We start from the raw sequence: 26,184 nt of genomic DNA, 5'->3' as shown, positions 1-26,184 counted from the left end.
CATGAAGCCCGATCGCCCGATCTTCGTCCTGGGCTGTCCCCGCTCGGGGACGACGATGCTGCAACTGATGCTGCACGCCCACCCGCGTGTCGCCATCCCGCCGGAGACCCGGTTCATGGTCTCCACCTACCAGCGACGGCTCCAGTTCGGTGATCTCAACGATTCCGAACACCGGCGCGAGCTGGGCGAATGGGTGGTCGACCGGCGCCAGACGCGCTTCCACGAGCTGGCACTGAACCGCGACGAGGTGCTGGAGCAGATCGTCGGCGGGCCGCCGACGCTCGGCTCCGCGCTGGGCATCGTGCTGCGCGCGTACGCGGCCAGGCACGGCAAGCCGCGCTGGGGTGACAAGCGGCCCTCGTACTTCCAGTACACCGACGTGCTGTTGCGGCTGTTCCCCGACGCCCAGTTCGTGCATCTGATCAGGGACGGCCGTGACTGCGTGGCGTCGCTGAAGGAGATGCCCTGGTACAACGGGAGCGTCTACAGCGCGGTCTGCGCCTGGGCCGAGGCGATCGACTTCGCCCGGCACGGCGCGCCGAAGCTTCCCGAGGGCAGTTACCACGAGCTGCGCTACGAGGACCTGACCACGGAGCCCGAGGCCCACCTGCGCAGGTTGTGCGAGTTCCTCGGCGAGGACTTCCACCCCGCCATGTGCGACCCGGGCGCGGTGGCCGGTATCGCCGTACCCGCCCGCAAGACCTGGCACGCGCGCACCTTCGGCGAGGTGACGACCTCGCGGACCGGTTCGTGGCGCGACCGGCTCGACCCCGGCGAGATCTCGCTGTGCGAGAGCGTGCTCGGGGACCGGCTGAAGACGTACGGGTACGAGCTCACCGGGGCGCCGAAGGTCGAGACCTCGCGGATGGTCTCCTACGAGCGGACCGCGGCCAAGCGGAAGCTGGCCCGCGTCAAGCGGGTCGCGTTCGACCGGCTGATCCGGCTCCGCGAGCCGAACCCGCTGGGGGCGCGGCTCACCTCCGCCCAGATCGTGATGGCGGGGGTGCCGATGCCGCGCACCGAGCCCGTCGGGGTCAGCGGGTGACCTGCTCGAACAGGGCCTCCCACCGGTCCAGGACGCGGTCCGGGCGGAACGCCTCGACGTGCGCGCGGGCGGCGGCTCCCAGCCGTCGCCGCTCCGCGGCCGAGGCCATCAGCCCGGCCAGCGCGGTGGCGAGCGCGGTCACGTCGGCCGGGGGCGCCAGCACCCCGGTCCGCCCGTCCAGCACGAGCGACCTGAGCCCGCCCGACACGTCGAACGCCACCGAGGGCACCCCGTAGGACGCGGCCTCGCCGACCACCAGCGGCAGCCCCTCGTGCTCGCTGGACAGCGCCAGCACCGACCCGCCCATGTACTCGTCCGGCATGAGGGCCGCGGGCACCGCGCCGCGGAACACCACCCGGTCGCTCACCTCGCACTCCGCGGCGTGCGACAGGAGCCGCCCCCGCTCGCCCCCCTCGCCGATCAGGTGCAGCTCCCAGCCCTCGCCCGCCTCGCGACGGGCCTCTCTCGAACCGGCCTCCCCCGAACGAGCCTTCCCGGAACCGGTCCCCGGACCGGCACCGCCGCGAGCCGGGCGGCCGCACGCCTCCGCGAAGGCCGAGATCAGCCGGTCGAACCGCTTCACGCCCTCCAGCCTGCCGACCCCGAGCACCCGGCGGGCGGTCAGCTCCGCGGTCCGCGACGGCCAGGCGGGCAGCGGGTTCGGGATGGACCAGGTGTTGGGCAGCAGCGCGTGCTCGGAGAACAGCCACGCGTCCTCCTCGCTCAGGAACACCGCCTTCTCCAGGGTGCCGTAGTGGCCGGTGACCGAGCCGAGGTGCCAGGATCCCCGCGCGTGCTCGTACGACCCGTGGTACTGCCCGATCGGCAGCAGCCGCTCGGGCAGCAGGTCCCCGATCCGGGTGACCACGCTGGGCGAGGAGAGCACCGCGAACCCCGGCCCCACCTCCCGCAGCAGCCTGTCGAGCGCGCGCCGCTCGCGGCGCCTGCCCGGACCCGAGAGTCTCCCCACGGGAGCGCGGTGGATCACATGGCTGGTGTAGCGCGGCCGTTCCACATAGCGGAACGGCTTCTCCGCGCGGTGCAGCCCGATCACGTGCACCTCGTGGCCCCGCTCGGCCAGGCCCTGCGCCACGGTGTGGGTGACCCGCTGGACGCCGCCCAGGGTGTCGGCGTCCATGCAGGCGAACACCACCGCCCCCGTGCGTCCGTCGCTCACCGCGGCCGCCCAGGCAGCGGCGAACGGCTCGGGTGCCGTGCCCCGGCCACGACGCGTTCCCGCACGTCACCGACCCGGGGAACCCGTGCGGGGACCCGGGGGCGTGAGGGCTCGAAGAAGGCGTCCACCACCCTCGCCGCGGCGTGGCCCTTCTCGTCGGCGCACCACGTCTTGCGGAACGCGATGTACCTGGCGGCGAACGCCTCCGTCCACCTGTCGAGATCGCGCAGCACCTCGATCAGCTCCTCGGTCGTGGTCAGGCAGGGACCGGGGGCGATCGCAGGCAGGTCGTGGTAGACCCCGCGTTCCACCCTGCGGTACTCGTCCCAATCGTCGATCAGGAACAGCATCGGCCGCCCGGTGACCGCGTAGTCGCACATCAGCGACGAGTAGTCGGTCAGCAGCGCGTCCGAGAGCAGTATCAGGTCGTTGACCTCGGGATACGATCCCGCCTGCCGGACGAAGTGGCGCAGGTGCTCCGGCACCTCGAACCGCTCGACCGGGTGGGTCCGCAGGATCACCGTCCAGTCGTTCGACAGGGCCTCGGCCATCGCGGTCAGGTCGGCCCTGACCGACTGCCCCGACCCCTTGGCCCGGTCGCGGTAGGTGGGGGCGTACAGCAGCACCCTGGACCAGTGCGGGATCTCCAGCCGCTCCCTCGCCCGCCTGGCCGCCTCCCGGTCACCGTGCACGAGCACGTCACAGCGGGGCGAGCCGTGCCGCAGCAGCCGCCCCCGGTAGCCGTTGGAGGGCACGAAGACCCGCTCGAACTCGGCGCTGGGCGAGATCAGCGCGTCCCAGCGCTCCACCGCGGCCCGCCAGGTCGCCCTCGGCCCGTCGAAGTCGGCGCGCAGGTCGGGAGCGTCGAAGCCGACCGACTTGATGCCCTGGCCGTGCCAGGTCTGCAGGTAGCGGGTGCCCGGCGGTTTCGGGTAGGCCAGCGGCATGCCGTGGCTGTCGACCCAGTAGCCCGCCCTGGCCATGGTCCAGACGTGGCGCCAGCTCATCCGCCGCACCAGCCTGACGCCCGGGGGGAAGTCCCCCCGGTTCTCGACGACCGACCACACCACCTTCAGCGGCGTGCCCCGGCGCCTGAGCTCCTCGTAGATGTAGCGCGGGTTGCCGGTGTACCCGGCGCCGACGTCGGACTCGAACAGGGCCAGGTCCCCGCGCGGCGGCAGCACGGAGATCAGCCCCTTGTAGACGCGGAGCTTCACCCGGGGCCCGCCCACCCTCCGCAGCAGGGCGGTACCGGCCCGCTTGAGCCGGGGCAGCTGCCGCAGCGGCCCCGTACGGCGCCAGAGCACCCGCAGGAACGCGGCGTTCCCCTCCGCCTTGACGACGACCTGGTGCCACAGGATGGTCGTACCGAACGTCGCGGTGGACGGGTCGACGAGCAACCGGTCGGAGGTGACCCGCCCGTCGGGGTTGACGATCTCGACCACGGGGTCGTAGCGGTCCTCGAAGCCCAGGCGGCCGTGGCGGATCGCGGCGAGATCGATCGTCGCCTCGCTCAGGTAACCGCCGTCGCCGTCCCGCTCGCGCGGTCGCAGCCGTACCCGATGGTTCTTGAAGCGCAGGAACGCGTTCCAGCCGGGCGTGGCGGCGAGCACCCCGAACGGGTCGTACGTCGTGATCGCCAGCCTGATCAGCGAGCCCTCGCCGGTGACGACCGCCTCGTGGCGCAGCCGGGAGGCGCTGTAGGGAAGCTCGGCCATCCGGAGCGAGGTGATCTCCCGCCTCTCGTCGGCGACCGTGCCCCAGTAGGTGCGTCCCCCCTCCCGTACGGCGACGCGCGGCGGGGCCTTCGGCCCGTTCAGCGACCGGGCGGCCACCAGGAGCTCGCCGGGCCTGCCGTCGAGGGTGTAGCTGCAGCAGACCCGGATGAGCGGGTCGATCGTCTCGAACACCACCGGGTCGAGCTCCGCCAGGTAGGGGCGGACCACCGAGACGAACTCCTCGATCCACGCCGGGTCGCGCGAGGGCAGCGGGTTGAGGTAGACCCGCAGGTCCTGGCGGACGAAGCGGCGCTGCCGCTCGTGCACCAGGTCGCCGAGGCCGTTGTCCCGCAGGATGTCGTCGCTCAGCCGGGCCGCCCTGATCCTGGAGCGGACGTTGGCCATCTCCGTCAGGCTCAGCGAGATCGACGGCCGGGCCTCGCTCTCCGCCGAGGCCCGGTGCCAGAGGTAGACCACCCAGGGGACCACGGCGAACCGCCGCGCCGCGCAGTACAGGGCGGTGCTGAAGACGTGGTCCTCGTAGTGCATGTCCTCGGGGAACGGCACCCGCCGCAGCAGCTCGGCCCGGTAGAACTTGTTGGTACTGAAGGAGTCGAGGAACATCTCCGGCTCCCGGGCGATCCCCTCGACCGTCCTGCGCCTGGCGAACAGGGCGGGGTAGTAGCGCGCGGTCTTCCCGGTCCGCTCGTACAGTCGCGCGATCTGCCCGGTGACGAAGTCCGCGCCGGTCCGCTCGATCTCCAGCAGCATGCTCTTGCAGGCGTGCCTCGTCAGCTCGTCGTCGCTGTCCAGGAACATCACGTACGGCGCCCGCGCCGCCGCCACCCCCCTGTTGCGCGGGACCCCGCAGCCCCCGCTGTTGACCTCCCCGCGCAGGTAGCGGACCCTCGGGTCCTTCCGCTGCAACCTCCGGGCCACCCTTTCCGTGTCGTCGGTGCTCGCGTCGTCCGCGATGATCACCTCGACGTTGCGCAGGGACTGCCGGAGCACGGATCGCACGGCCCTGGCCAGCCGTGCGGCATCGTTGTAGGTGATGACCACAACACTGCATTCCGGGACATTGATCACGACCCCAGGTATTCCCGAGAAAAAGTAGCCAGTTGTCCCACTTGTGCACTGATGACACTGTTTTTGGGGTTGTGTGAATTTGTGAGGCGGCCGTCGGCCCTGCTTCTTCAAGGCGTTGAAAGCGGGTGATGCCGCTCTCGCCGACTCGATCGCAGGGTGGCGGACGCGGGCGCGCCGATGACCCTCTGATCCTGGCGGCGACCGTGTTCTATGACCACCCGCATCTGCGGGCCTTCCTGCGGGCTACGGCCGGCGGGGAAGCGGCGGAACGGCGCCTCGTGATCGACGGGGGACGACCCGCGCGGTCCTTCACGTGAACTCGATGGCGAACGGCGGGGTCCCCGCCGCCGACACCCTGAGCAAGGAAACGGGCCTGGCCTTGGCGAGTGTGAACGCCGTCATCGCGTTCGAGGGGATGGGCCGGACCAACGAGGCCCCACTGTCGCCCGAGGGGGTGTACGGGCGGCGAAGCCGGAGGTGCGTACCTGCCAGATCCAGGGGGCGCACATCCACTAGCGCCGCAGGGCGCGGCGGATCAGCCAGGCGAGCAGGATGATGCCCGCCAGGGCGGCGACCAGGGGCGCGACGCGCTTGAGCAGGGGCAGGCCCGCCACCTCCAGGAGGTTCAGGGCCTCCTCGTCGGGGCTGAGCGAGGTGCGCGAGGTGCCCGCCGGGTGGCTCTGGCGGGACTCCGCCTCCTCGCCGGCGGCGAGGTCGGGTGGCGTGGGCACCGCGCTGAGGTGACGTCCCGGCCCGCCCGGGAGCTGAGGGCCGTTCAGTCCTTCCGGACCGCCGGGACCGCCCAGCCCGGACGCCGCCGCAACCGGGTCCGTGACGCCGGGCGCCGTCGTGCCCGTGTCGGTGACGCCGGGCGCCGTCGTGCCTGCTCCTCCGCCGGGCGCCGTCGTGCCTGCTCCCGTGCCGCCGGGACCTTCCGCGCCGTGGCCCGTCGAGCCCGCCGGGCCGGGGAACGCCGAGCCCGCGGTGCCGGGGGCCTCGGTGCCGGAGGCTGTGGAGCCCGCCGGGCCGGGGGGCGTCGTGTCCGAGCCCGTGGCGTCCCGTCCGGCAGGGCCGGAACCCTTCGAGCCGCCCGATCCGGTGCCGCCGGGGCCTTCGGCGCCAGAGGCCGTGGCGCCCGCCGAGCCGGTGGTCGCGGCGGTCGCGGTCGTGGAGTCGACGAGCTCGTCCGAGCCGGTGGGGCTGTCCGAACCGGCGGGGCGCGCAGGGCCGGGACCCCAGGTCTCCGAGATCGCGGGAACGTCATCGGCCGCTTCCGTGGGCACCGGCTCCCGCTTCTGGGGCGCGCTCCAGCCGCCCACGCCGGTCGTTCCCGTGGTCGTCTCGGCGGCCGTCTCCACGCCGGGGCCCTCGCCCAGCAGGCGGGAGAGGTTGGCCGCGAACCTGTCGACCAGCTTCCCGCCGACCTCGGTCATCACGCCCCGGCCGAACTGGGCCGGGCGGCCGGTCACGTTGAAGGAGGTGTCGACGGTGACCCTGGTGTCCCGGCCCTGGGGGTGCAGGCGCGCGACGACCGTGGCACCGGCCACGCCCGGCCCCCTGGCCTCCTTGCCGGAGGCATTGAGGGTCATGGAGTGGGTGTCCTCGTCCACTTTCTCGAAGGCGACCCTGCCCTGGTACGTCACCGTGATCGGCCCGATCTTCATCTTCATCCGGCCGGTGAAGGAGTCACCCTCCACCTTGTCGACGGCGGCTCCGGGCAGGCAGGGCGCGATCCGCTCGACGTCGAGCAGCACCGGCCACGCCTGCTCGACAGGCAGGGGAACCGTGAACTCGTGCTCGAATCGCATCGCCATCGCTCCGCTCCTTGCCGGTCGGCCGCTGTTGCGACATTAGGACTACACGGGGGCGTATTGCCAGTATGCCGCTCTGGAGCGGGTCGGACCGTCCATGGCGGTCCGTGCCCGCCCTCCAGATTTGTGCCCGTTCCCTGTACTGCCCTCGTTGGCGGGGACGATGCGCACACCCACGCCTTCAGACCGGCGGGATGCGCGCATCCGCTCCCTCAGACCGGCGGGTTGTGGCGGGAGTATTCCGTGAGCCTCCAGCGGAGCGGGCTGGCTCCCCGTACGCGGACGAGCCGGTCCACCTCGAAACGGACCAGCCGCTGCGCGCCCGGGACGTCCCCCGGATCCCAGTCGACGTGGGCACGCCCGGTCAGGTGCAGGGCGCCGCCGCCCTCCCAGTCGAGGAAGAGCAGGCCGCAGCCGTCGTCCAGCTCAAGGTTTCCCAGCGTCATGTACATGGAGTTGCCGACGTAGTCCGGCCAGACCAGCCGCCGGTCGTCCAGCACCCGGACGAACCCGGGGTTGCCGCCCCGGTGTGACAGGTCGGCGCCGAGACCGGGCGCGGAGGTGGCGACGAAGAACGTGTCGGCGCCCTCGATCCACGCCCGGTCGCCGGCGCCGAACGCCGTCGCCGAGGAGAAGCCGGGGGAACCGGGGGCGCCGGGGAAGTCGGAGGAGTCGGAGAGGTCGGAGGAACCGGGGGAGTCAGCGGGCTCGGGAGGGCCGGGAAAGCCGGGAGAGCCGAGGGTGGGCTCCGCCGGTTCCGTGACGACCTCCCGCGCCTGGATGTACTTGGGACAGTTGGCGTACGTCTGCTCGGTACGGACGATCAACCGTCCGCCCTCCCGCGAGACCGTGCCGTTGACCCGCATCCTGCGCCTGCTCAGCGGCTCGATCGCGAGCATCCCGATCTCGCCGCCGTCCAGCCCCGCCAGCGGGTCGTGCTCGCCCGGCACCGCGTCGATCACGACCGTCCGCTCGTCCACCGCCTCGGCGAACCCCTCGGGCCCGGTCAGGGCGGACGCCCACAGGCGCCCGTCCCGTCCCGTGGCTCCGATCAGCAGCATCCGCTGTCGCCCCAGGAACTCGGCCGCCACCACCGGGATCTCCGGCCGGGTCCTGGCCGAACCCAGCGCCACCGCGCGTACCCCGGCCCTGCGCTGAACCGCGAGCTCTCCTGCGTGCTCCACGGTCGTTTAGAAGAAGCCGCAGGTGGGGGCGGCGGCCACCGGCACGGGGGAACCCTCGGCGCCGGTGGGCGCGTAGATCTCCAGCCGGATCCCGTCCGGGTCCTCGAAGAACACGCCGCCCGAGGACGCGCCCTCGCGGTGCGCCACCACACCGCCGTGGTGGAGGGTGGCGCCGGCCTCCCTGATCGCGTCCTCGGCTCGGCGGACCGTCTCGATGTCCGGAACCTGGAAGGACAGGTGGTGCAGGCCGGGCAGGCCGGTGGCGAAGCGGCCCTCGCTCTGCTGCCAGAGGGTGAGCACCAGCGTGCCGTCGAGGCCGAGGAAGGCGTACCGGCGGTCCGCCTCGCCGGACTCGGCGAGGACCTCGAAGCCGAAGATCTTCAGATAGAAGTCCCTGGACCTGTCGAGGTCGGAGACGTTGAGGCCGACGTGGCCGGTCTTGAAGGTCATCTGGTCTCTCCCTCAGGCTTTCTAACGGCTTGTTCCGTTAGTTCGGCTGGCAAGGCCAATCTAACGCAAAATCATCATTTTTCCCGTTATGGTTTTATGACCTGAATCACAACCGTGGGCACTCTGGGTGAAGCCCTGACGGGAGATCCCCTGGTCAGGGCGTGTCCGGCTTCCGGGCGGGGTCAGCCGTCGCGGTGCTGGTGGTAGTGGCGGGCCGCGCGGGCCCGGTTGCCGCAGCCGACCGAGCACCACTCCTGCCGGGCGTGGTCCTTGAGGAAATAGAGCACGCAGCGCGGCGCGGGGCAGGTGCGGAGCCGCTCACGCTGCGGCCCGGCCAGCAGCTCGATCGCCGACGCCGCGAGGGCCGCCCGGATCCGCGCCGACTCCGTGGTCCCGTCGGCGGGGACGGTCCGTGCCAGGGGGGCGCCCTCGTCGGGCCACTCCAGCCGCACGGCCGGTGGCGCGGCCAGCGCCGCGGCGTTGACCAGGTCGAGTGACTCGGCGAACCCGGGGAGCCGGTGGGCGTCCGCGCTGCTCGCGGCGCGCGGCCCCACGGCCCTGGCGAAGAGCGCCCGCACGGCCTGCCGCAGCTCCACGACCTCGCGCCGCAACTCCTCCGAGGCGACGAAGTCCGGGGTGATCCCCAGCTGGGCGGCGTGCGCCCGGCCCCACGCGGTCATGCCCTCGACGTCGGCGAGCGTGTCTGTCAGACCGGCCCGCGTCGCGCGGACGGTGCTGACGAACTCCAGGGCCGACATACCCCGACTCTAATGCTTGATCTGGCCTTTTGCCGTGAGATCTCGTCGGCCTCGTTCCCGTACGTCCCGCATCGCCACAGGCCGGGCGGCGCCGGCCCCGGCGTGCGATGTGAGGCCCGCGGCTCTAGCGCCGGACGGCCTTGGCCAGGATGGCGACCAGACCCGCGAAGCCCAGGCCGCTCAACAGGATCGTGAGCATGACCAGTGGCGGGACGGACGGATCGCTCATGAAGACGATTCCGGCCGCGATGAACACCACGCCGCTGAGCAGGGCCATCCAGTCGGTGCGGTGCGCGCGACGGCGCTCGGTCCTGTCGATGTCAGGCCGCACGGCGCACCTCCACGTCCCCGATGCCGGCCTTGATGTTCAGCACGATGGTCGCCGCGTCGCCCTTGGGGGCCACCTCGGGCTCCAGGATCTTGTTGTGCTGGATGTCGGCCCCTCCCTCCACCACATGGTCGATCTTGACGTCACCGAACCTGGTGGAGCCGTTCACCTCGATCCTGGCCGTCGAGGGCACGATCACGTTTATCTCGCCGACAGAGACCGAGGCGTCCACGATGGTCCGCGAGCCCGGCGGCAGGACCAGGTCGCCCAGGTCGAGGTTGCCCTCTCCCACGCCCACCGAGTAACTGCGGGCCACCTCGGACAGGCTGGCGGGCTGCCAGTTGAAGTCGCCGTACTTCTTCGGCATGCCGCCCAGCGTGGACCCCGCGACCAGGGCGATCGACAGGACGGTGCCGGTCGCGACCAGCCCCGCTCCCCGGCCGAACCAGGTGGCGACCAGCAGGCCGACGCCGATGACGACGAGTACCGCGCCGCCGACGACCGTCATGTTGACCGGCCCCGAGGCGGACTGGATCGCCACGATGATCCCTCCAACGATCATGGCCAGACAGATGGTGATGCTCCCGACGAGCGATCTGCGCCGCCGCGGCCTGGGCGGCGCCACCACCGTTCCGCCGTACGCGGACGGGCCGTAGGGGGAGTACGGCTGCTGCTGCCGCCTCCGGGGGTCCAGAGGCTGGTAGGGGCCGTACGGGGAGAAGGGCTCGCCGGAGGAGTCGAACGGCCTCGCGGCGCGGTACGGGTTCGTCGGGGCGGCCCGCCGCGCGTCTTCCCACGGCGCGGCGGGGCCCGGCGCGTGTCCGGGACGGCTCTCGGAGGCGGACGCGGCCCAGGCGCCGGGGGACGGCTGGGCCCTGGTGGGTCCTGTCGTGGGTCCCGCTCCGGCCTCGGCCGCGGGCGCGTACGGCTCCCTGACCGTCTCGCCGCCAGGCCGGGCCGCCGCGCCGGCGGCGTGAGTCGTGCTTCCGGCGCCGGTGCCGCTTCCGGTGCGGGTTTCGGTACCGGGCCCGGCGGGGGCGTGAGTGGCGCCTCCCGCGGTCGCGCCGGTGGGCCCGGCCGCGGGGAATCCGGTGTACGTGGCGGGGCCGGCGGCCGAGGGCGCGGTGGTGTAGGCGGCCGGATCCCGTTCGCCGACGGGGCGCCGCCCGGCGGCGGTGTCGGGCATGTGGCCGGACGAGGCGGCCGGGGCGGACGAGCCGGGCCACTGGTCGGCCGGATACGAGCCGCGGCGCCTGCGCAGCCGTTCCGGCAGCGACCTGGCCACGGCCAGCAGGTCGACCCCGCGGGAGTGGGCGGCGAGCAGGGCGATGGCGAACACCGTGCCGACCACGACCGTGCCGGTGCCGATGCCGTCCGAGGAGACGTTGACGATCAGTCCGAGGGCGAACAGGCCGGTCAGCAGGGTCAGGGCCGTCTCGCTGTCGAAGTCGCGCCGGATCCACTGCTCCAGGTAGCCGGGGCGGCCGTCGGTCTCGCGCATCAGCAGGAACGCCGCGATGTAGAGCATGATGCCGATGCCCGAGCCGAGCACCAGCACCGCGAAGCCGACCCGCAGCAACACGGGATCGATCCGGGCGTATCTCCCCATACCGGCACAGACGCCTGTAAGCATGCGCCCGTCGTTGCTGCGCCTCAGGCCGCGCTCCTCGAAGGGGGAGGAGGCGGACGGCGAGCTCGCCGGATCCTGGGCCCGCCCGGTGTCGTTCATGTCCTCATCGTGGCCTTTCCCCGTCCGTGATGCATCCGGGAGACCCCTGAGTCGTCCCGGAGAGGGAATGTCCCTCTCAGGGTCGCTTCAGGGGAACGCCTGATGCACTGGCAGGCTGGTTCATGTGACGATGCTGACGATATGGCTGACCGACAGACAGTTCGCGACGCGGCGCCCGTGACACCCGACGACGCCCCCTTCCCTCGCCTGATGAGACCGGTGGAGGGGCGGCTGGTCGCCGGGGTGGCCGAGGGTGCCGCCGCCCAGCTCCGGCTCGACCCGGTCGTGCTGCGGCTGGCGTTCGTGCTGCTCACCGTCCTGGACGGGTTCGGCGCACTGGCGTACGCCGCCCTGTGGATGTTCACCCCGCGCGAGCCGTACGAGGGCAGGGAGCCGGGGAGGGACTGGAGCCAGATCGCCGCGTACAGCGCGATCGGGCTGGCGCTGATGGCCCTGGGCTGGCTCACCGGCGCCTCGGGCGCCGGGATCGGGGCCTGGCCGATCGCCGTGGGCGGCATCGGCTCGCTGATCCTGTGGCAGCAGGCCGATCCCGACCGGCGGCAGCGCTGGATGAACAACACCGTCGGGCAGGTCCGTCAGAACCGGGTCCGCACGGTCCTCGGTCTCGTCCTCGTCGTGGTCGGCGCGATCGGCTTCCTGGTGGCCAACGACGAGCTGGGCAACGCCCGTCCGGGCATCGTGTTCACGCTGGTGGTCGTGGGCGGTGTCGCGCTGATCGCGGCGCCCTGGCTGGCCGCCCTGTGGAAGGAGCTGCAGCGCGAGCGCCGCGAGCGCATCCGGCAGGAGGAGCGCGCCGAGGTTGCCGCGCACGTGCACGACTCGGTGCTGCACACGCTGACGCTCATCCAGCGCAACGCCCAGGACTCGCGCGAGGTGATGCGGCTCGCCCGCTCCCAGGAGCGGGAGCTGCGCAACTGGCTCTACCAGCCGCAGCAGGACGCCGACGCGTCGGTGGCCGCGGCCGTGCGGCGGGTCGCGGCCGAGGAGGAGGACGCGCACGGGGTGCCGATCGAGGTCGTCTGCGTCGGCGACGGCCCGCTGACCCCCGAACTGTCCGCGATGATGCAGGCCGCGAGGCAGGCCATGGTCAACGCCGCGAAATACTCCGGGGCCGAGGTCATCTCCGTGTACGCCGAGACGGAACCGGACGAGGTCACCGTCTTCGTCAGGGATCGGGGAGCCGGGTTCGACATGGGCGATGTGCCCGAGGATCGTATGGGTATCCGCCAGTCGATCATCGGCAGGATGGAGCGCCACGGGGGCAGCGCCCGTGTGCGGACCGAGCCCGGCGAGGGCACGGAAGTGATGCTGACCATGAAGCTGGAGAAGGCGTGAGTAGCGAGCGAACCACGGCACGGCGAGCCGGGGCCCCGCCCCCGGGATCGCGGCGGGCCGAAGTCCTGCCCGTAGGATCGCAGCGAGCCGAAGCCCTGTTCCCGGGACCGCGGCGAACCGGAGAGCGGCCCTCGGGGCCGCGAGGGGAAGTCCGATGAGCGTGGTGAAGGTCCTGATCGTCGACGACCACCGCCTGTTCCGTTCCGGCGTGCGGGCCGAGCTGGGCGACTCCATCGAGGTGATCGGGGAGGCCGAGGACGTGGAGTCCGCGGTCAAGGCGATCACCGCGCTGGGGCCCGACGTGGTCCTCCTCGACGTGCACATGCCCGGTGGCGGTGGCCAGGAGGTGTTGCGCCGGATCCTCGGCTCCGGTTCCACGGTCCGCTTCCTGGCCCTGTCGGTCTCCGACGCGGCGGAGGACGTCATCGGCGTGATCCGGGGCGGTGCCAGGGGATACGTGACCAAGAACATCAGCGGGCGCGAGCTCACCGACGCCATCCGCCGGGTGGCCGAGGGCGACGCGGTCTTCTCCCCGAGGCTGGCGGGGTTCGTGCTGGACGCGTTCGCCTCCAGCGAGGCCCCGCCGATCGACCCCGAGCTCGACTCGCTCACCCAGCGCGAGCGCGAGGTCCTGCGGCTGATCGCCCGCGGTTACGCGTACAAGGAGATCGCCAAGGAGCTGTTCATCTCGGTGAAGACGGTGGAGACCCACGTCTCCTCCGTGCTGCGCAAGCTGCAGCTCTCCAACCGCCACGAGCTGTCCCGCTGGGCCACGGCGCGGCGCCTGGTCTGAACCTCCGCGCATCCGTACCCGCAGCCTTCTGTACGAGTAGTTACTTGTGTGCGACTCTGCGAAGTATGGGACGCGATGTACCTGCGATGGTGTTCAGCCGCGAGGACCGGCGGCGCTACCGGGACAAGGTTCGCCGGTGCCTCGACGTCTTCGCGCAGATGCTGCGCGAGTCCAGATTCGAGTTCGACGAGCCCAGGGCCGGGCTGGAGATCGAGCTCAACCTCGTGGACGAGCGCGGCGAGGCCACCATGAAGAACATCGAGGTGCTGGAGGCCATCGCCGAGCCCGACTGGGCGACCGAGCTGGGCCAGTTCAACGTGGAGATCAACGTCCTGCCCGAGTCCCTGGAGGGGGACGGCGCCGCCCGGCTGGAGAAGGTGATCAGGGACCGGCTCAACCACGCCGAGGAACGGGCCCGTACCGTCGGCGGGCACATGGTGATGGTCGGCATCCTGCCCACGCTGCGAGAGAGCGACGTGCACGAGGGCACGCTCTCGGCCAACCCCCGCTACAAGCTCCTCAACGAGCAGATCTTCGCGGCCAGGGGCGAGGACCTGCACCTGTCGATCGAGGGCGAGGAGTTCCTGGAGACCTACGCCGACAGCATCACCCCCGAGGCCGCGTGCACGAGCCTCCAGCTCCACCTCCAGGTCAGCCCGGAGGCGTTCTCCGCCAACTGGAACGCCGCCCAGGCCATCGCGGGCCCCCAGGTGGCGCTGGCGGCCAACTCGCCGTTCCTGTTCGGCCGCAGGCTCTGGCAGGAGACCAGGATCCCGCTGTTCGAGCAGGCCACCGACACCCGCCCGGTGGAGCTGAAGACCCAGGGCGTGCGGCCCAGGGTGTGGTTCGGCGAGCGGTGGATCACCTCGGTCTTCGATCTCTTCGAGGAGAACGCCCGCTACTTTCCCGCGCTGCTGCCCCTGTGCGACGAGGAGGACCCGCGCGAGGAGCTGGCGCGCGGGATCACCCCCCAGCTCGGCGAGCTGACCCTGCACAACGGCACGGTCTACCGGTGGAACCGGCCGGTCTACGCGGTCGTGGGCGGGACCCCGCACCTGCGGGTGGAGAACCGGGTGCTGCCTGCCGGGCCCTCGGTCGCGGACGTCGCCGCCAACGCCGCCTTCTACTACGGGCTCATGCGCGTCCTCCCGTACGCCGAGCGCCCGGTGTGGACGCGCATGTCGTTCGCCGCGGCCGAGGACAACCTGCACGCCGCCGCCCGGCACGGCCTGGACGCCCGGCTTTTCTGGCCGGGACTCGGCGAGGTGGTCGCGTCCGAGCTGGTCCTGCGCCGCCTGCTGCCGCTCGCCTACGAGGGGCTCGATCTGTGGGGCGTGGCCCCCGCGGACAGGGACCGGCTGCTGGGGATCATCGAGCAGCGCTGCCTGACGGGCACGACCGGGGCGAGCTGGCAGATCGACGCGGCGAACGCGCTCGGCGACCTTGAAAGGCACGAGGCGCTGCGCCGGATGACCCTGCGCTACATCGAGAACATGCACACCAACGAGCCCGTCCACACCTGGCCCACCCTCTGAGGTCCGCCTCTGCTTTCCCCGAGGTCCCGCCTCTCGGCCACCCGCCCGTTTCCCCGGGACCCGCCTCTCGGCCCCCTGCCCGTCCCCCTGGACCCGCCGCGTGCCCGCGTCTCCGCGCCGGCCGGTTCCCCGTCGCGCCGATCCCTCGCGCGAGGGGCGTGGACTCCGTCACGATGGACCCATGAAAGCCTTCTCTTTTTTCCTGGCGCTCGTCCTGGCAGCCGTCACCGCCTGCGGGAGCGTGGGGGAGGGCACCGAACCGGAGGCGGGCCCCACCGGCGAGCGGGCCACGCCCAGCTCGCGCGGGCAGACGTTCGAGTCGGACGTCGAGCTGGCCAGGGAGCTCACCGAGGCCTACTGGAAGCAGACCTTCTCGGCGGCCGGGCTGACCTACCGCCCGGTCACCGCGTTCACCGCCTACCGGGGAGAGAACGGGCCCGACTGCGGCGGGCAGCCGTCGGTGCCGAACAACGCCTTCTACTGCCCGGCGGGACACTTCATCGCCTACGACGAGGAGTGGATGAACGGCCTCTACGAGCGGATGGGCGACGGCTCGGTCTACGTGATCATCCCGCACGAGTTCGGGCACGCGGTTCAGGCGCAGCTGAACACCGCGTTCCGCCTGAACATCGAGCAGGAGCTCCAGGCCGACTGCTACGCCGGGGGGACCCTGGGAGCGCTCGTCAAGGGCGGCTCGCTGCAGACCGAGCCCGGCGACGAGGACGAGCTCCTGATCAACCTCGCCGCGGCGGGCGACCCCACCGACGACTGGCTGCGCCCGGACGCCCACGGCACGGCGGGGCAGCGCCAGGAGCTCTTCGCCAAGGGATACAACCAGGGGACGACCGCCTGCTGAGGCCACCGGGGGCTCGTCGCGCGTACGGGAGCCGGAGGGGGCCGGGAAGGGATGCCCGCCGGAGTACCCCGCGATGAGTACGTACGAATCCCCCCGGAGGCTGATGTCCCGCCTTCACGGTCCACCTACCCTGAGGTCGACGGTGAGCCACCAGGGGGGCGATGTCATGCGGATGATGGTGCGGGATATCGGCTGGGCCGCGCGAGGTGCCTGCGGTACGAGCGATCCCGAGCTGTTCTTCCCGCTGACGCAGTCGGCCGAGCACGAGGCGAGGGCGAAGGCGGTCTGCGAGCGGTGCCCGGTGCTGAACGAGTGCCGGGCCTACGCGCTCCGTGCGGCCGAGCCCGAGGGGATCTGGGGCGGCCTGACGGTGAGGGAACGCCGGGGCCTGCGCTTCCCCACCGGCTGGCGCCAGGCCGCCACGGGCTGAGCCCCCGTCGCGTAGCCTCGAACCGGATTCGAGGGGATCCCGAAGATCACGGGACGTGCCCGGGGTCGCGGTCCCCGGGCACGTCCCGGCACGCGGGGCGCGAGACGACGTTCGGGGGAGTCGTGGGCATGGAGCGCGAGCCGGGGCTATCCGCCGGTGCCGGACCCGAGGCGGTGCCCGGCGCGCTGGCGGGCGCGGTGGCCGTGCTGGTGGCGGCCAACGTGCTCAACAACCGTCTGGCGCCGAGGCTGGCACCGCTGACCTCGGCCGCGGCCACCGGCGCGCTGGTCGTCATGGCCCGCCGTTCCGGGCTCTCCTGGGCCGAGCTGGGATTCCACCGGCGCTCGCGGGGCCTGCGGATCGGCGGCGCGCTCGCCTCCGCCGTGGCCGGGGCCTACGCCGTGGGCATCGCCGTCCCGGCCACCCGAGGGTTCTTCCACGACGAGCGCGCCCTGTCCCTGTCTCGCGCCCGCGCGCTGGAGGAGGCCCTGCTCCAGGTGCCGGTCGGCACGGTCCTGCTGGAGGAGGTCGGCTTCCGCGGGGTGCTGCACGCCCTGGTCGCCCGCTCCCACGGCCGCGGTACGGCGACCGCCGTCTCCTCGGTCCTCTTCGGCCTCTGGCACATCCTGCCCTCCCTCGACATGATGGCCGCCAACCCCGCCCTGAGCCGCCTGGCCGCGGGGGAGGCCCTCGACGTTCCCGCCGCCCGTGACTCCGGCGTGGAGGGCGCGGGGAGCGAGCGGCCCACCGGACCGGACGCGCCGGGCGTCCCCGCGGCCCCCGGCGTACCCGCGGTCCCCGGCGTACCCGCGGTCCCCGGCGTACCCGGGCGGGCGCCCGCGTGGCGGGTGGTGCGCGTCGTGGCCGGGTCGGTGGTCACGACGGGGCTCGCCGGGGTGCTCTTCACCGAGCTGCGCAGGAGGGGCGGCCTGGCCGCCCCCGCGATGTTCCACGTGGCGACCAACTCCCTGGGCTACCTGTTCGCCCGCCTGGCCCCGCCGAACCTCGCCAACCCGAACCGTCCGGACCGTCCGACCCGCCCGGCCCCGCCGGAAGGTCCCGCTCCGGGCCGCAGACCGCCGCCGAAGTAGCCGCGGGCGGCGAGTTCGATCGTGACGACCACGGCCACCGCCTCCGCGGCCAGCAGCGCGACCAGCACGACGAGCTGCACCACTCCGGCCTGGAGCGGGTCGGCTCCGCCCAGGAGCATCCCCACGAAGGCGCCGGGCAGCGTGACCAGGCCCACGGTTCCCGTCTGGTCCAGCGCGGGCACCAGCGCCTGCGCGGCGGGCGGGCGGCAGATCTCCAGCGCCGCGTCCCGGTCGGAGAGGCCCAGCGAGAGCGCCGCCTCCACCTCGCCGCGCCGGTGGGCCAGCTCGTCCAGGGCCCGCCGCCCCGCGAGGGCCGTGACCGTCAGGCACCCGCCCAGCAGGATGCCCGCGATCGGGATCAGCGTGATGCCCAGAGGCGGGACGACGCCGCTGCCGAACAGCAGCGCCAGGACCGGCACCGTCCCGGCCGCGATGGGCACCGCGGCCCACCGGACGGCGGGACCCGAGGTGATCCTGCGCCCCGCGGTCACGCTCGCCACCCCGTACATGACCAGCACGAAGACCGTCACCGCGAGCGCGTGCTCGACGGCCCAGACGATGATCAGGGACACCGCGCCGAGCTGGACGACGGCGCGCAGGCACGCCACGAGCACCGAGGGCGCGTGCCCGAGGCGGCCGAGCCGGGCGACGGCGGCGGCTCCGGCGGCCAGCAGGAGGACGACGACGACGGTGGCGAGCGACAGATGGATGTTGTTCAACGGCGCGGACTTCCCGTCGGGTGCCTTCCAGGCTTCCAGACCCTCCGGGGAGATCAGGCGGTGGGGACCCGCTGGAAGGCCTCGACGTAGCGGCCCTCGCCGAAGCCCGCCTCGGTGGCGATCTGCGAGAAGCGGCCCCGCAGGAAGTCCTCGAAGTCCTCCAGGTGGCCGATCTGGCTGGCGTGGGCGCGCAGGGCGGCGAGCTTGCGGTCGAAGGTGTCGGTGACGTCCACGTAGTGGTCGGGCGTCGGTCCGCCGTTGAGCCAGACCTCGCGGACGGTCCACGCCTCCAGCCCCTCGTCGAGCAGCAGCGACGGGAAGGTGTACGGGTTGCGCGCGTCGGGGTAGACGGCGTCGAGGGCGCAGCCGCCGACGGCGCGGTGGTCGGGGTGGCTGGGGGCGATGAACCGGTGGTTGCGCTCGGGGCTGTGGGTGATCACCAGGTCGGGCCTGACCTGGCGGATGACCCGGGTGATGTCGCGCCGCAGGTCCAGGCTCTGCACCACGGTCCCGTCGTGGTGGCCGAGGTAGCGCACGTCGGTCACGCCGACGGCCTTGGCGGCGTTGGACTGCTCGACCCGGCGCAGCTCGGCCATGCCGCCGTTGTCCAGCTCGCGGTCGAAGCCGCCCGCGTCGCCGTCGGTGACCACGCAGTACGTCACCTCGACGCCTCGCGCGGTGAACAGCGCGATCGTGCCCGCGGCGGCGAAGTCGACGTCGTCGGGGTGCGCGGTGACCGCCAGCACGCGGTTGATCTCGTTTTCCGAAAGCATGGGAGGGCCTTTCCGTTTTCCGCGTACCGCTCGGTCATCACAACCGTGGGCAAGTCCACCCGCATTCCTTTGCGGCGGCTGGACCCGGTTGTCGGCCGGTCGCTCTAACCTAGGTGACGTGTCGATCCCAGCCTCTTCCCTGACCCATCCGTTGCTCGACGGGCTCAATCCCCAGCAGCGCGAGGCCGTCGTGCACCACGGCAGCCCCCTGCTCATCGTCGCCGGCGCGGGTTCCGGCAAGACCCGGGTGCTGACCCACCGCATCGCCTACCTGCTGGGCGAGCGGGGTGTGCAGCCGCAGGAGATTCTGGCGATCACCTTCACCAACAAGGCCGCGAGGGAGATGAAGGACCGGGTCGACCGGCTCATCGGCCCGCGCTCGGCGGCGATGTGGGTGATGACCTTCCACAGCGCGTGCGTGCGGATCCTGCGCCGCGAGGCCAAGCGCCTGGGCTTTCCCGCGAGCTTCTCCATCTACGACCAGGCCGACTCCCAGCGCCTGATGGCGATGGTCTGCCGCGAGATGGACCTCGATCCCAAGCGCTACCCGCCGAGGTCCTTCTCCGCCCAGGTCAGCAACTTCAAGAACGAGCTGATCGACTACGAGACGGCGTCGGCCCAGGCGTCCACCCACCTGGAGCGCAAGCTCGCCGAGGCGTACCGCAACTACCAGCAGAAGCTCACCGAGGCCGGGGCGATGGACTTCGACGACCTCATCATGCTGACGGTGACGCTGTTCCAGATCTTCCCCGACGTGGCCGAGCACTACCGGCTCCGCTGGCGTCACATCATGGTCGACGAGTACCAGGACACCAACCACGCCCAGTACACCCTGATCCGCGAGATCGCGGGCCGTCCCGAGCTGCGCACCGCCGACGGGGACGTGGTCAGGGAGGGCGGGGTCGCCCCGGCCGAGCTGTGCGTGGTGGGTGACGCCGACCAGTCGATCTACGCCTTCCGCGGCGCGACGATCCGCAACATCCTGGAGTTCGAGCGCGACTACCCGGAGGCCAGGACGATCCTGCTGGAGCAGAACTACCGCTCCACCCAGACGATCCTGTCCGCCGCCAACGCGGTGATCTCGCGCAACGCGAGCCGCAAGCCCAAGAACCTCTGGTCCGACCAGGGCGCCGGGGCGAAGATCACCGGCTATGTCGCCGACAACGAGCACGACGAGGCCATGTTCGTCGCGCAGGAGGTCGACAGGCTCACCGACCACGAGGACGTCGTTCCTGGCCAGGTCGCCGTCTTCTACCGGACCAACGCCGCCTCCCGGGTGTTCGAGGAGATCTTCATCCGGACCGGCCTGCCGTACAAGGTGGTGGGCGGGGTGCGCTTCTACGAGCGCAAGGAGGTCCGCGACCTGCTCGCCTACCTGCGCTTCCTGTCCAACCCCAACGACGTGGTGTCGCTGCGCCGCATCCTCAACGTGCCCAAGCGCGGCATCGGCGAGCGCGCCGAGGCGATGGTCGAGGCGTTCGCGGCCAGGGAGCGGATCCCCTACTGGGAGGGCCTCCGCCGGGCGGACGACGCGCCGGGCATGGCCACCCGCTCGCTCAAGGCCATCAAGGAGTTCGTCGCGCTGATGGACGAGCTCATGGTGAAGGCCGACGACATGACGCCCTCGGAGCTGGCCCAGGAGGTGCTGGTGAGCACCGGTTACCGCCTGGAGCTCACGGCCTCCAACGACCCGCAGGACGAGAGCCGCCTGGAGAACCTGGACGAGATGGTCTCGGTCGCCTCCGAGTTCGAGGAGGCCAACCCCGAGGGCACGCTGGTGGAGTTCCTGGAGCAGGTCTCCCTGGTCGCCGACGCCGACCAGATCCCGGCGGCCGACGGGGGCCAGGGCGTGGTGACGCTGATGACGCTGCACACCGCCAAGGGGCTGGAGTTCCCGGTGGTGTTCCTCACCGGCATGGAAGACGGCGTCTTCCCCCACATGCGCTCCCTCGGCGAGCCCAAGGAGCTGGAGGAGGAGCGCCGCCTGGCCTATGTCGGCATCACCCGGGCCGAGCAGCGCCTCTACATCTCCAGGGCGGCCGTCCGCAGCTCCTGGGGCTCACCCGCGTTCAACCCGGCCTCCCGGTTCCTCGCCGAGATCCCGTCCGAGCTGGTCGACTGGCGCAGCGACCCGCAGAAGAGCGCCTGGGGCGCCGCGACCCGCCGCGACTCCCGCCCCGCCCCGGCGGCCAGGAAGCCCGGCGGCAGGCAGATCCCCAACCTGACCCCCGGCGACCGGATCACCCACGACCAGTTCGGCCTGGGCACGGTCGTGTCCGTGGACGGCGTCGCGGAGAAGACCAAGGTCAAGATCGACTTCGGTGGCGGGGGAGAGAAGACCCTGCTGCTGGCGTACGCGCCGCTGGAGAAGCTCTGAGCGCCGGGTGAGCGCCCAGGGCCGGTTCAGCTGCCGAGGATGTCCCCGATGGGGTCCTCGGGCCGGGTGGTGTCGCCGATGAGCTCGTCGAACTCGACCACCTGGTCGGCGGGCGGCGCCTTGATCGTGACCTTGGTGCCCCAGCCGGTGTAGCGGGTGTCGTTGACGTAGGTCAGCTCGGTGCTGTTGAGGCCCCGGGTCGACTCCGTGTACGACGACACGACCCGGCGGACGAGCTGGTCGGAGCCGATGTAGATCTTCCAGGTCACCGGGAGCGTCGCGGACCTGCCGGTGGGCTTCTTGGCCAGCAGCGTACGCACCGACGGAGAGATCTTGAAGAGCTCGCCCAGCGTGATGGTGCCCGAGTGGACCGTGGTCCGGGTGCCGTCCCACGTCCCGCCGGGACGCCTGGCGCCGGTGTGGGCCAGGGTCGCCTTGAGCGTGCCGGGCTCGACGGTGCTGATGATCTGCTGGACGGCGCTGACCAGGGAGAGCGTGTCACCGGGGGTGCGCAGCCACTTCTTGCCCTCGGGCATGGACTCGGCGAAGATGCCGCCCGAGGTGTAGCTGACGCCCTTCAGCGAGATCGTCCGCGACGGGGTGAACAGGCCCTTGAACTCGCCGCCCTGGGAGGGCAGGTTGAACCTGGTGGTCAGGTCCGAGGCGACCAGGCCGGTCCTGCCGAACTCCAGCACACCGCTCCGCCGGGTGAAGATCGCGCGGTTCTTCTTGCTCTCACCGACGATTTTCGTGTTCTCGGTGAGCTTCACGCCCCTGTGGGTTTTGAAATGGCGCTTCAGCGCCGAGACCGGGTCGGCCGCCGCGGTCTGAGTGGCCTTGGGGGTCTGGGCGCTCTTGGCGCTCGCCGGGGCGACGGTCACCAGCGTGGGAACGATCAGGGCTGCCACGGTGGCGCCGGTCAGGGCGGCGATCCTTCGCCTCATCAAGGGGGTCCTCCCGTATGTGTCCTCGCGTCATCGCGGAGGGCGGAAGAAGATTCTTACCTATATCCCGAAATATCGGATCAAGAATCGCCGGAGGCGTCGGGTCGTGTGCCGCCGGCGGGCGCCGCGGGCCGCACCCGGGGGGTTTCCCCCTCCGGGTGCGGCCCGCGGCCCGCGGTGCTGTGCGCGCTCGGTCGCGGTGCGCAGTGCGGTTCGCGGTGCGGCGCGTGGCTCGCGGTGCGGCTCGTGGTCAGCGCGGAAGGATCACTTGACGGTGAGCAGCGGGATGGGCGTGTCGGCCTCGAAGCCCGCCTCGAGCTCCTTCACCGTGGCGACCTGGTCGGCCGGCGGAGCGGCGATCGCGACCTCCGAGCCCCAGCCGCTGTAGCTGGTGTCGACCATGGAGGTCGGGCCGCCGGGGAAGGCCTCATACGAGGTCGCCAGCCGTACGGGAAGCCGCTTGGCGTCGAGGAACAGCTTCCAGCTGACCGTGGTCTTGGTCTCCTTGCCGGACAGCTTCCGCCCCTGCGTGACCCGGAACCACGGCGAGACCTTCTGGAGCTCACCGAAAGTGATCTTTCCGGCGTAGGCGGCCGGGCGCTTGACCGTGGCGCGCGCGAGGAGGGCCTTGAGGGTCGCGGGTTCGGCGACGTTGACGAACTGGCCCAGCGAGCCGGTCAGGCCGAACGTGTCCTCGGGGAATCCGAGCCAGGGCTTGTCCCTGGGCAGGAACTGGCCGTAGGCCCCGCCCCAGACGTAGGCCTTCTTGTCGACCCGTACGACGCGTTCCGGCTCCGCCAGTCCGGCGAACAGCTTCTCGAAGTTCTCCTCCTCCTTGGTCTTTTCGTGGTCGGTTTCTTCGCCGCTGAAGTCGTTGTCTCCCGTGCCGAATGTGAGGGCGCCCTCCGCGAAGCGGAGCTGGGTGGTGTGGTCCGACGCGCTGACCCCGGAGGTGTCGAACTGCAATTCTCCGTTGCGCTTGCCGAGAACCGTGCTCTTGCCGCCGAGTTTCGTCTTGATGGTGTCGACGTACGTGACGCCGCGACCAATTTTGAACTGGCTCTTCAGCGCGCTGACCGGATCGGCGGCCTGCGCGTGCGCGGTCGATGCCAGCGCCGGAACGCCCAGCACGGCCGTCGCGGCGCATGCCAGCCCGGCGATGTATCGCTTCAAAGGGAAACCCTCCTGATTGATCCCCCGCCCCCGTTGGAGGAGGGGCAACACATTCTCGTGAAACAAGATCACGGAATGGTAGCGCATTTGGAGGATTGCCTTGAATTAACTGTGCACATTCGGTGCAGAGATACCCGCTCGGCCTTTGGGGCCCTGTCGTGTGCCGTGCCGGGAACATGGATCCGCTTCCATCCAATCACGGACGGTTATTTTCTTTTCCTGTGGCGCTCCCGTCCTCTCGCGCATTCCGGCCGGTTTAACGCGCGGGCGCGGCCGTTCCGGGAGGCGGTCCGCGGTGCCGTACGGGAAACCGATGCCGTATGGAAAGCCGGCGTCGTACGGAAAAGCGATGAAATCCGGGCCGCTGTACCGTGGTTCGCGGTGGCCCGCCGAGCCCGGCGAGACATGGCCGGTTACGCTGCGGACAGCTCTCACGTCGCGAGGGGAGCGCAGACAAGGAGGTCTGGATGGATGCCGTGTCAAGGATCCGCGTCGTCATCGCCAAGCCGGGGCTGGACGGCCACGACAGGGGTGTGAAGATCGTGGCGCGGGCGCTGCGGGACGCCGGGATGGAGGTCGTCTACACCGGCCTGCACCAGACACCCGAGCAGATCGTGCGCACCGCGATCCAGGAGGACGCCGCGGCGGTCGGGCTGTCCATCCTGTCCGGCGCGCACATGACGCTCTTCGCCAAGGTGCTGGAGCTGCTGAAGGAGAACGACGCGAGCGACATCGTGGTGTTCGGCGGCGGGATCATCCCCGAGGCCGACATGCCCGCGCTCCAGGAGATGGGCGTCGCGCGCGTCTTCACCCCGGGCGCCACCACCCAGGAGATCGTCGACTGGGTGCGCAGCGCGATCACCTCACCCGTCTGACGACCCCCGCCCGACCGGCGGATCCCTCGCCGGTCCTTTGGCCGGTCTTCCCGCCGGCCTGACGAACCCCTGACAGATCTTCCGCCGGTCCGGTGAACCGCCCCGCGGGACCGGCGGCGGGCCCACCGGTTCGGCGCCGACAGCATTCGGGGCGTACGATCTGGAACCCGGTTACCTGGTCATCCCATCAGGCGGGCTAGGCTTCATTGGCGCAAAACCGCCGGGCTCCCCCTTGGATCATGGAGTCGGCCCGCTCACATCTGTACACCAGCCGGACAAGCAAGGACGGACCCTCGTGGACCTGTTCGAACATCAGGCGAAGGAGCTCTTCGCGGAGTACGGCATCCCGGTGCCGCGCGGCGTGGTCGCGCACACCGTGGAGGAGGCACGGGCGGCAGCCGAGCAGCTGACCGGCCGTGTCGTTGTCAAGGCACAGGTCAAGACCGGTGGTCGAGGCAAGGCCGGCGGCGTGAAGGTCGCCGACGACGCCGCCGACGCCGAGCGGAAGGCCACCGACATCCTCGGCATGGACATCAAGGGCCACACGGTCCACAAGGTCCTGATCGAGGAGGCCAGCGCGATCGCGGAGGAGTACTACTTCTCCTTCCTGCTCGACCGCGCCAACCGTACGTTCCTCGCCATCTGCTCCGCCGCGGGCGGCATGGACATCGAAGAGGTCGCGCACAGCGCCCCGGAGAAGGTCGCGAAGGTTCCGATCTCTCCCCTGGACGGCGTCGACCGGGCCAAGGCCCGCGAGATCGCCGAGGCCGGAGGGCTGCCGGAGGTCGCGCTCGACGGCGCCGCCGAGCTCATCGAGAAGCTCTGGTGCGCCTTCGTCGACGAGGACGCCTCTCTCGTCGAGGTCAACCCGATGATCCTGTCGGCCGACGGCCAGGTGAAGGCCCTCGACGGCAAGGTCACCCTCGACGACAACGCGTCGTTCCGCCAGCTGGACCACGCGAACTTCGAGGACAAGGCCGCCGAGGACCCGCTGGAGGCCGCGGCCAAGGCCAAGGACCTCAACTACGTCAAGCTCGACGGCTCCGTCGGCATCATCGGCAACGGCGCCGGCCTGGTCATGTCGACCCTGGACGTCGTCGCCTACGCCGGCGAGGCGTTCCCCGGTCAGCCCAAGCCCGCCAACTTCCTCGACATCGGCGGCGGCGCCTCGGCCGAGGTGATGGCGGCCGGCCTGGAGATCATCATCTCCGACCCCGCGGTGAAGTCGATCTTCGTCAACGTCTTCGGCGGCATCACCGCCTGTGACGCGGTCGCCAACGGCATCGTCTCGGCCTTCCAGCTGCTGGACGCCCGCGGTGAGACCGTGAGCCGCCCGCTGGTCGTCCGTCTCGACGGCAACAACGCCGAACTCGGGCGTCAGATTCTCTCCGACGCCAAGCTTTCCGGCGTCGAACTGGTGGACACCATGGACGATGCGGCCAAGCGCGCCGCCGAGCTCGCCGCGGTAGGTGCGTAATGGCCATTTGGCTGAACGAGAACAGCAAGATCATCGTCCAGGGCATGACCGGCGGTGAGGGCACCAAGCACACCCGCCGGATGCTCGCCTCCGGCGCCCGCGTCGTCGGCGGTGTCAACGCCCGCAAGGCCGGCACCGTCCACGAGGGCCTGCCCGTCTTCGGCACCGTCGCCGAGGCCATCAAGGAGACCGGCGCCGACGTTTCGGTCGTCTTCGTGCCCCCGGCGTTCACCAAGGACGCCGTCAAGGAGGCCATCGACGCCGAGATCCCGCTCTGCGTGGTCATCACCGAGGGCGTCCCGATCCACGACACCACCGAGTTCTGGGCGTACGCGGTCGCCAAGGGCGGCAAGACCCGGATCATCGGGCCCAACTGCCCCGGCATCGCCTCGCCCGGCGCGTCCAACGCGGGGATCATCCCGGCCGACATCACCAGCGCGGGCCGTATCGGCCTGGTCTCGAAGTCGGGCACGCTGACGTACCAGCTCATGTACGA

The 26,184-nt window shown here is 71.3% G+C and carries 23 protein-coding genes; 11 read left to right on the top strand and 12 right to left on the bottom strand.

What is annotated here, in order from left to right:
• Position 1: 1 nt before the first annotated feature.
• Positions 2-1,045 carry a sulfotransferase family protein gene (locus ACSDR0_RS11755; protein WP_435288812.1) on the top strand — a complete coding sequence of 348 codons (1,044 nt, stop codon included), beginning with the start codon at positions 2-4 and terminating at the stop codon, positions 1,043-1,045.
• Here ACSDR0_RS11755 and ACSDR0_RS11750 read toward each other — a convergent pair.
• The 8 genes from ACSDR0_RS11750 to ACSDR0_RS11715 all read right to left on the bottom strand — a co-directional run bounded on the left by ACSDR0_RS11750 (position 1,035) and on the right by ACSDR0_RS11715 (position 11,289).
• Complete coding sequence (locus ACSDR0_RS11750) at positions 1,035-2,222, bottom strand: glycosyltransferase (protein ID WP_435288811.1); 1,188 nt, start codon at positions 2,220-2,222, stop codon at positions 1,035-1,037. The genes ACSDR0_RS11755 and ACSDR0_RS11750 overlap by 11 nt on opposite strands.
• Complete coding sequence (locus ACSDR0_RS11745) at positions 2,219-5,029, bottom strand: bifunctional glycosyltransferase/CDP-glycerol:glycerophosphate glycerophosphotransferase (protein ID WP_435288810.1); 2,811 nt, start codon at positions 5,027-5,029, stop codon at positions 2,219-2,221. Before ACSDR0_RS11745 ends, ACSDR0_RS11750 begins: the two co-directional genes overlap by 4 nt.
• Before the next feature lie 512 nt (positions 5,030-5,541).
• The gene (locus ACSDR0_RS11740; protein WP_435288809.1) at positions 5,542-6,843 is read right to left on the bottom strand and encodes an SRPBCC family protein; all 1,302 of its coding nucleotides are present in this window, start codon (positions 6,841-6,843) and stop codon (positions 5,542-5,544) included.
• A 209-nt stretch (positions 6,844-7,052) separates the two neighbouring features.
• Entirely contained in the window at positions 7,053-8,024 is a 972-nt protein-coding gene (locus ACSDR0_RS11735; protein ID WP_435288808.1) for a pyridoxamine 5'-phosphate oxidase family protein, read from the bottom strand.
• Positions 8,025-8,030: 6 nt separating this feature from the next.
• On the bottom strand, positions 8,031-8,474 hold the full coding sequence (locus ACSDR0_RS11730) for a VOC family protein (RefSeq protein ID WP_435288807.1): 444 nt from the start codon (positions 8,472-8,474) through the stop codon (positions 8,031-8,033).
• A gap of 182 nt (positions 8,475-8,656) precedes the next feature.
• The gene (locus ACSDR0_RS11725) at positions 8,657-9,232 is read right to left on the bottom strand and encodes a CGNR zinc finger domain-containing protein (RefSeq protein ID WP_435288806.1); all 576 of its coding nucleotides are present in this window, start codon (positions 9,230-9,232) and stop codon (positions 8,657-8,659) included.
• Positions 9,233-9,356: 124 nt separating this feature from the next.
• A complete protein-coding gene (locus tag ACSDR0_RS11720) occupies positions 9,357-9,563 on the bottom strand; it encodes a hypothetical protein (protein ID WP_435288805.1) in 207 nt (68 codons plus the stop codon).
• Positions 9,553-11,289 carry a PspC domain-containing protein gene (locus ACSDR0_RS11715; protein ID WP_435288804.1) on the bottom strand — a complete coding sequence of 579 codons (1,737 nt, stop codon included), beginning with the start codon at positions 11,287-11,289 and terminating at the stop codon, positions 9,553-9,555. Before ACSDR0_RS11715 ends, ACSDR0_RS11720 begins: the two co-directional genes overlap by 11 nt.
• Before the next feature lie 141 nt (positions 11,290-11,430).
• On the opposite strand from ACSDR0_RS11715, the gene ACSDR0_RS11710 reads away from it, so the two are divergent.
• The 6 genes from ACSDR0_RS11710 (at position 11,431) to ACSDR0_RS11685 (ending at position 17,350) form a co-directional block, all read left to right on the top strand.
• Positions 11,431-12,645, top strand: coding sequence for an ATP-binding protein (locus ACSDR0_RS11710; RefSeq protein WP_435288803.1), 1,215 nt, complete (start codon positions 11,431-11,433; stop codon positions 12,643-12,645).
• A 154-nt stretch (positions 12,646-12,799) separates the two neighbouring features.
• Positions 12,800-13,438 carry a response regulator gene (locus ACSDR0_RS11705; RefSeq protein WP_435288802.1) on the top strand — a complete coding sequence of 213 codons (639 nt, stop codon included), beginning with the start codon at positions 12,800-12,802 and terminating at the stop codon, positions 13,436-13,438.
• 65 nt (positions 13,439-13,503) lie between these two features.
• Entirely contained in the window at positions 13,504-14,973 is a 1,470-nt protein-coding gene (locus ACSDR0_RS11700) for a glutamate--cysteine ligase (RefSeq protein WP_435288801.1), read from the top strand.
• Between the two features lie 181 nt (positions 14,974-15,154).
• Positions 15,155-15,829 (top strand): neutral zinc metallopeptidase, encoded by a 675-nt coding sequence (locus ACSDR0_RS11695; protein ID WP_435288800.1) that lies wholly within the window; start codon positions 15,155-15,157, stop codon positions 15,827-15,829.
• Between the two features lie 142 nt (positions 15,830-15,971).
• Entirely contained in the window at positions 15,972-16,259 is a 288-nt protein-coding gene (locus ACSDR0_RS11690; RefSeq protein ID WP_435288799.1) for a WhiB family transcriptional regulator, read from the top strand.
• A 128-nt stretch (positions 16,260-16,387) separates the two neighbouring features.
• A complete protein-coding gene (locus ACSDR0_RS11685; RefSeq protein WP_435288798.1) occupies positions 16,388-17,350 on the top strand; it encodes a CPBP family glutamic-type intramembrane protease in 963 nt (320 codons plus the stop codon).
• On the opposite strand, the gene ACSDR0_RS11680 is transcribed toward ACSDR0_RS11685, so the two are convergent.
• Positions 17,233-18,069, bottom strand: a complete 837-nt coding sequence (locus tag ACSDR0_RS11680; protein ID WP_435288797.1) for an ABC transporter permease — start codon at positions 18,067-18,069, stop codon at positions 17,233-17,235. The two genes, ACSDR0_RS11685 and ACSDR0_RS11680, sit on opposite strands and share 118 nt — an antisense overlap.
• A 53-nt stretch (positions 18,070-18,122) precedes the next feature.
• Positions 18,123-18,842, bottom strand: a complete 720-nt coding sequence (locus tag ACSDR0_RS11675; protein WP_435288796.1) for a PIG-L deacetylase family protein — start codon at positions 18,840-18,842, stop codon at positions 18,123-18,125.
• Positions 18,843-18,966: 124 nt separating this feature from the next.
• Between ACSDR0_RS11675 and pcrA the strand changes: the two genes are divergently transcribed.
• Positions 18,967-21,219 carry a DNA helicase PcrA gene (gene pcrA, locus ACSDR0_RS11670; RefSeq protein WP_435288962.1) on the top strand — a complete coding sequence of 751 codons (2,253 nt, stop codon included), beginning with the start codon at positions 18,967-18,969 and terminating at the stop codon, positions 21,217-21,219.
• Between the two features lie 26 nt (positions 21,220-21,245).
• Here the strand turns inward: pcrA and ACSDR0_RS11665 are convergent, their stop codons facing one another.
• Together ACSDR0_RS11665 and ACSDR0_RS11660 are read right to left on the bottom strand one after the other, a co-directional pair.
• Positions 21,246-22,163 carry a hypothetical protein gene (locus tag ACSDR0_RS11665; protein WP_435288795.1) on the bottom strand — a complete coding sequence of 306 codons (918 nt, stop codon included), beginning with the start codon at positions 22,161-22,163 and terminating at the stop codon, positions 21,246-21,248.
• 264 nt (positions 22,164-22,427) lie between these two features.
• Positions 22,428-23,336: a hypothetical protein gene (locus ACSDR0_RS11660; protein ID WP_435288794.1), complete on the bottom strand. Its 909-nt coding sequence runs from the start codon at positions 23,334-23,336 to the stop codon at positions 22,428-22,430.
• Positions 23,337-23,803: 467 nt separating this feature from the next.
• Between ACSDR0_RS11660 and ACSDR0_RS11655 the strand changes: the two genes are divergently transcribed.
• The 3 genes from ACSDR0_RS11655 to ACSDR0_RS11645 all read left to right on the top strand — a co-directional run.
• Positions 23,804-24,211 (top strand): cobalamin B12-binding domain-containing protein, encoded by a 408-nt coding sequence (locus tag ACSDR0_RS11655; protein WP_435288793.1) that lies wholly within the window; start codon positions 23,804-23,806, stop codon positions 24,209-24,211.
• Between the two features lie 295 nt (positions 24,212-24,506).
• Complete coding sequence (gene sucC / locus ACSDR0_RS11650) at positions 24,507-25,688, top strand: ADP-forming succinate--CoA ligase subunit beta (RefSeq protein WP_435288792.1); 1,182 nt, start codon at positions 24,507-24,509, stop codon at positions 25,686-25,688.
• The coding region (locus ACSDR0_RS11645) for a CoA-binding protein (protein ID WP_435288791.1) at positions 25,688-26,184 on the top strand (497 nt) is incomplete at its 3' end. The genes sucC and ACSDR0_RS11645, both read left to right, overlap by 1 nt.

The sequence above is a fragment of the Streptosporangium sp. G11 genome (genome assembly GCF_051192615.1).
Taxonomy (GTDB): Bacteria; Actinomycetota; Actinomycetes; order Streptosporangiales; family Streptosporangiaceae; genus Streptosporangium.
This window is presented reverse-complemented; position numbering and strand designations above follow the sequence as displayed.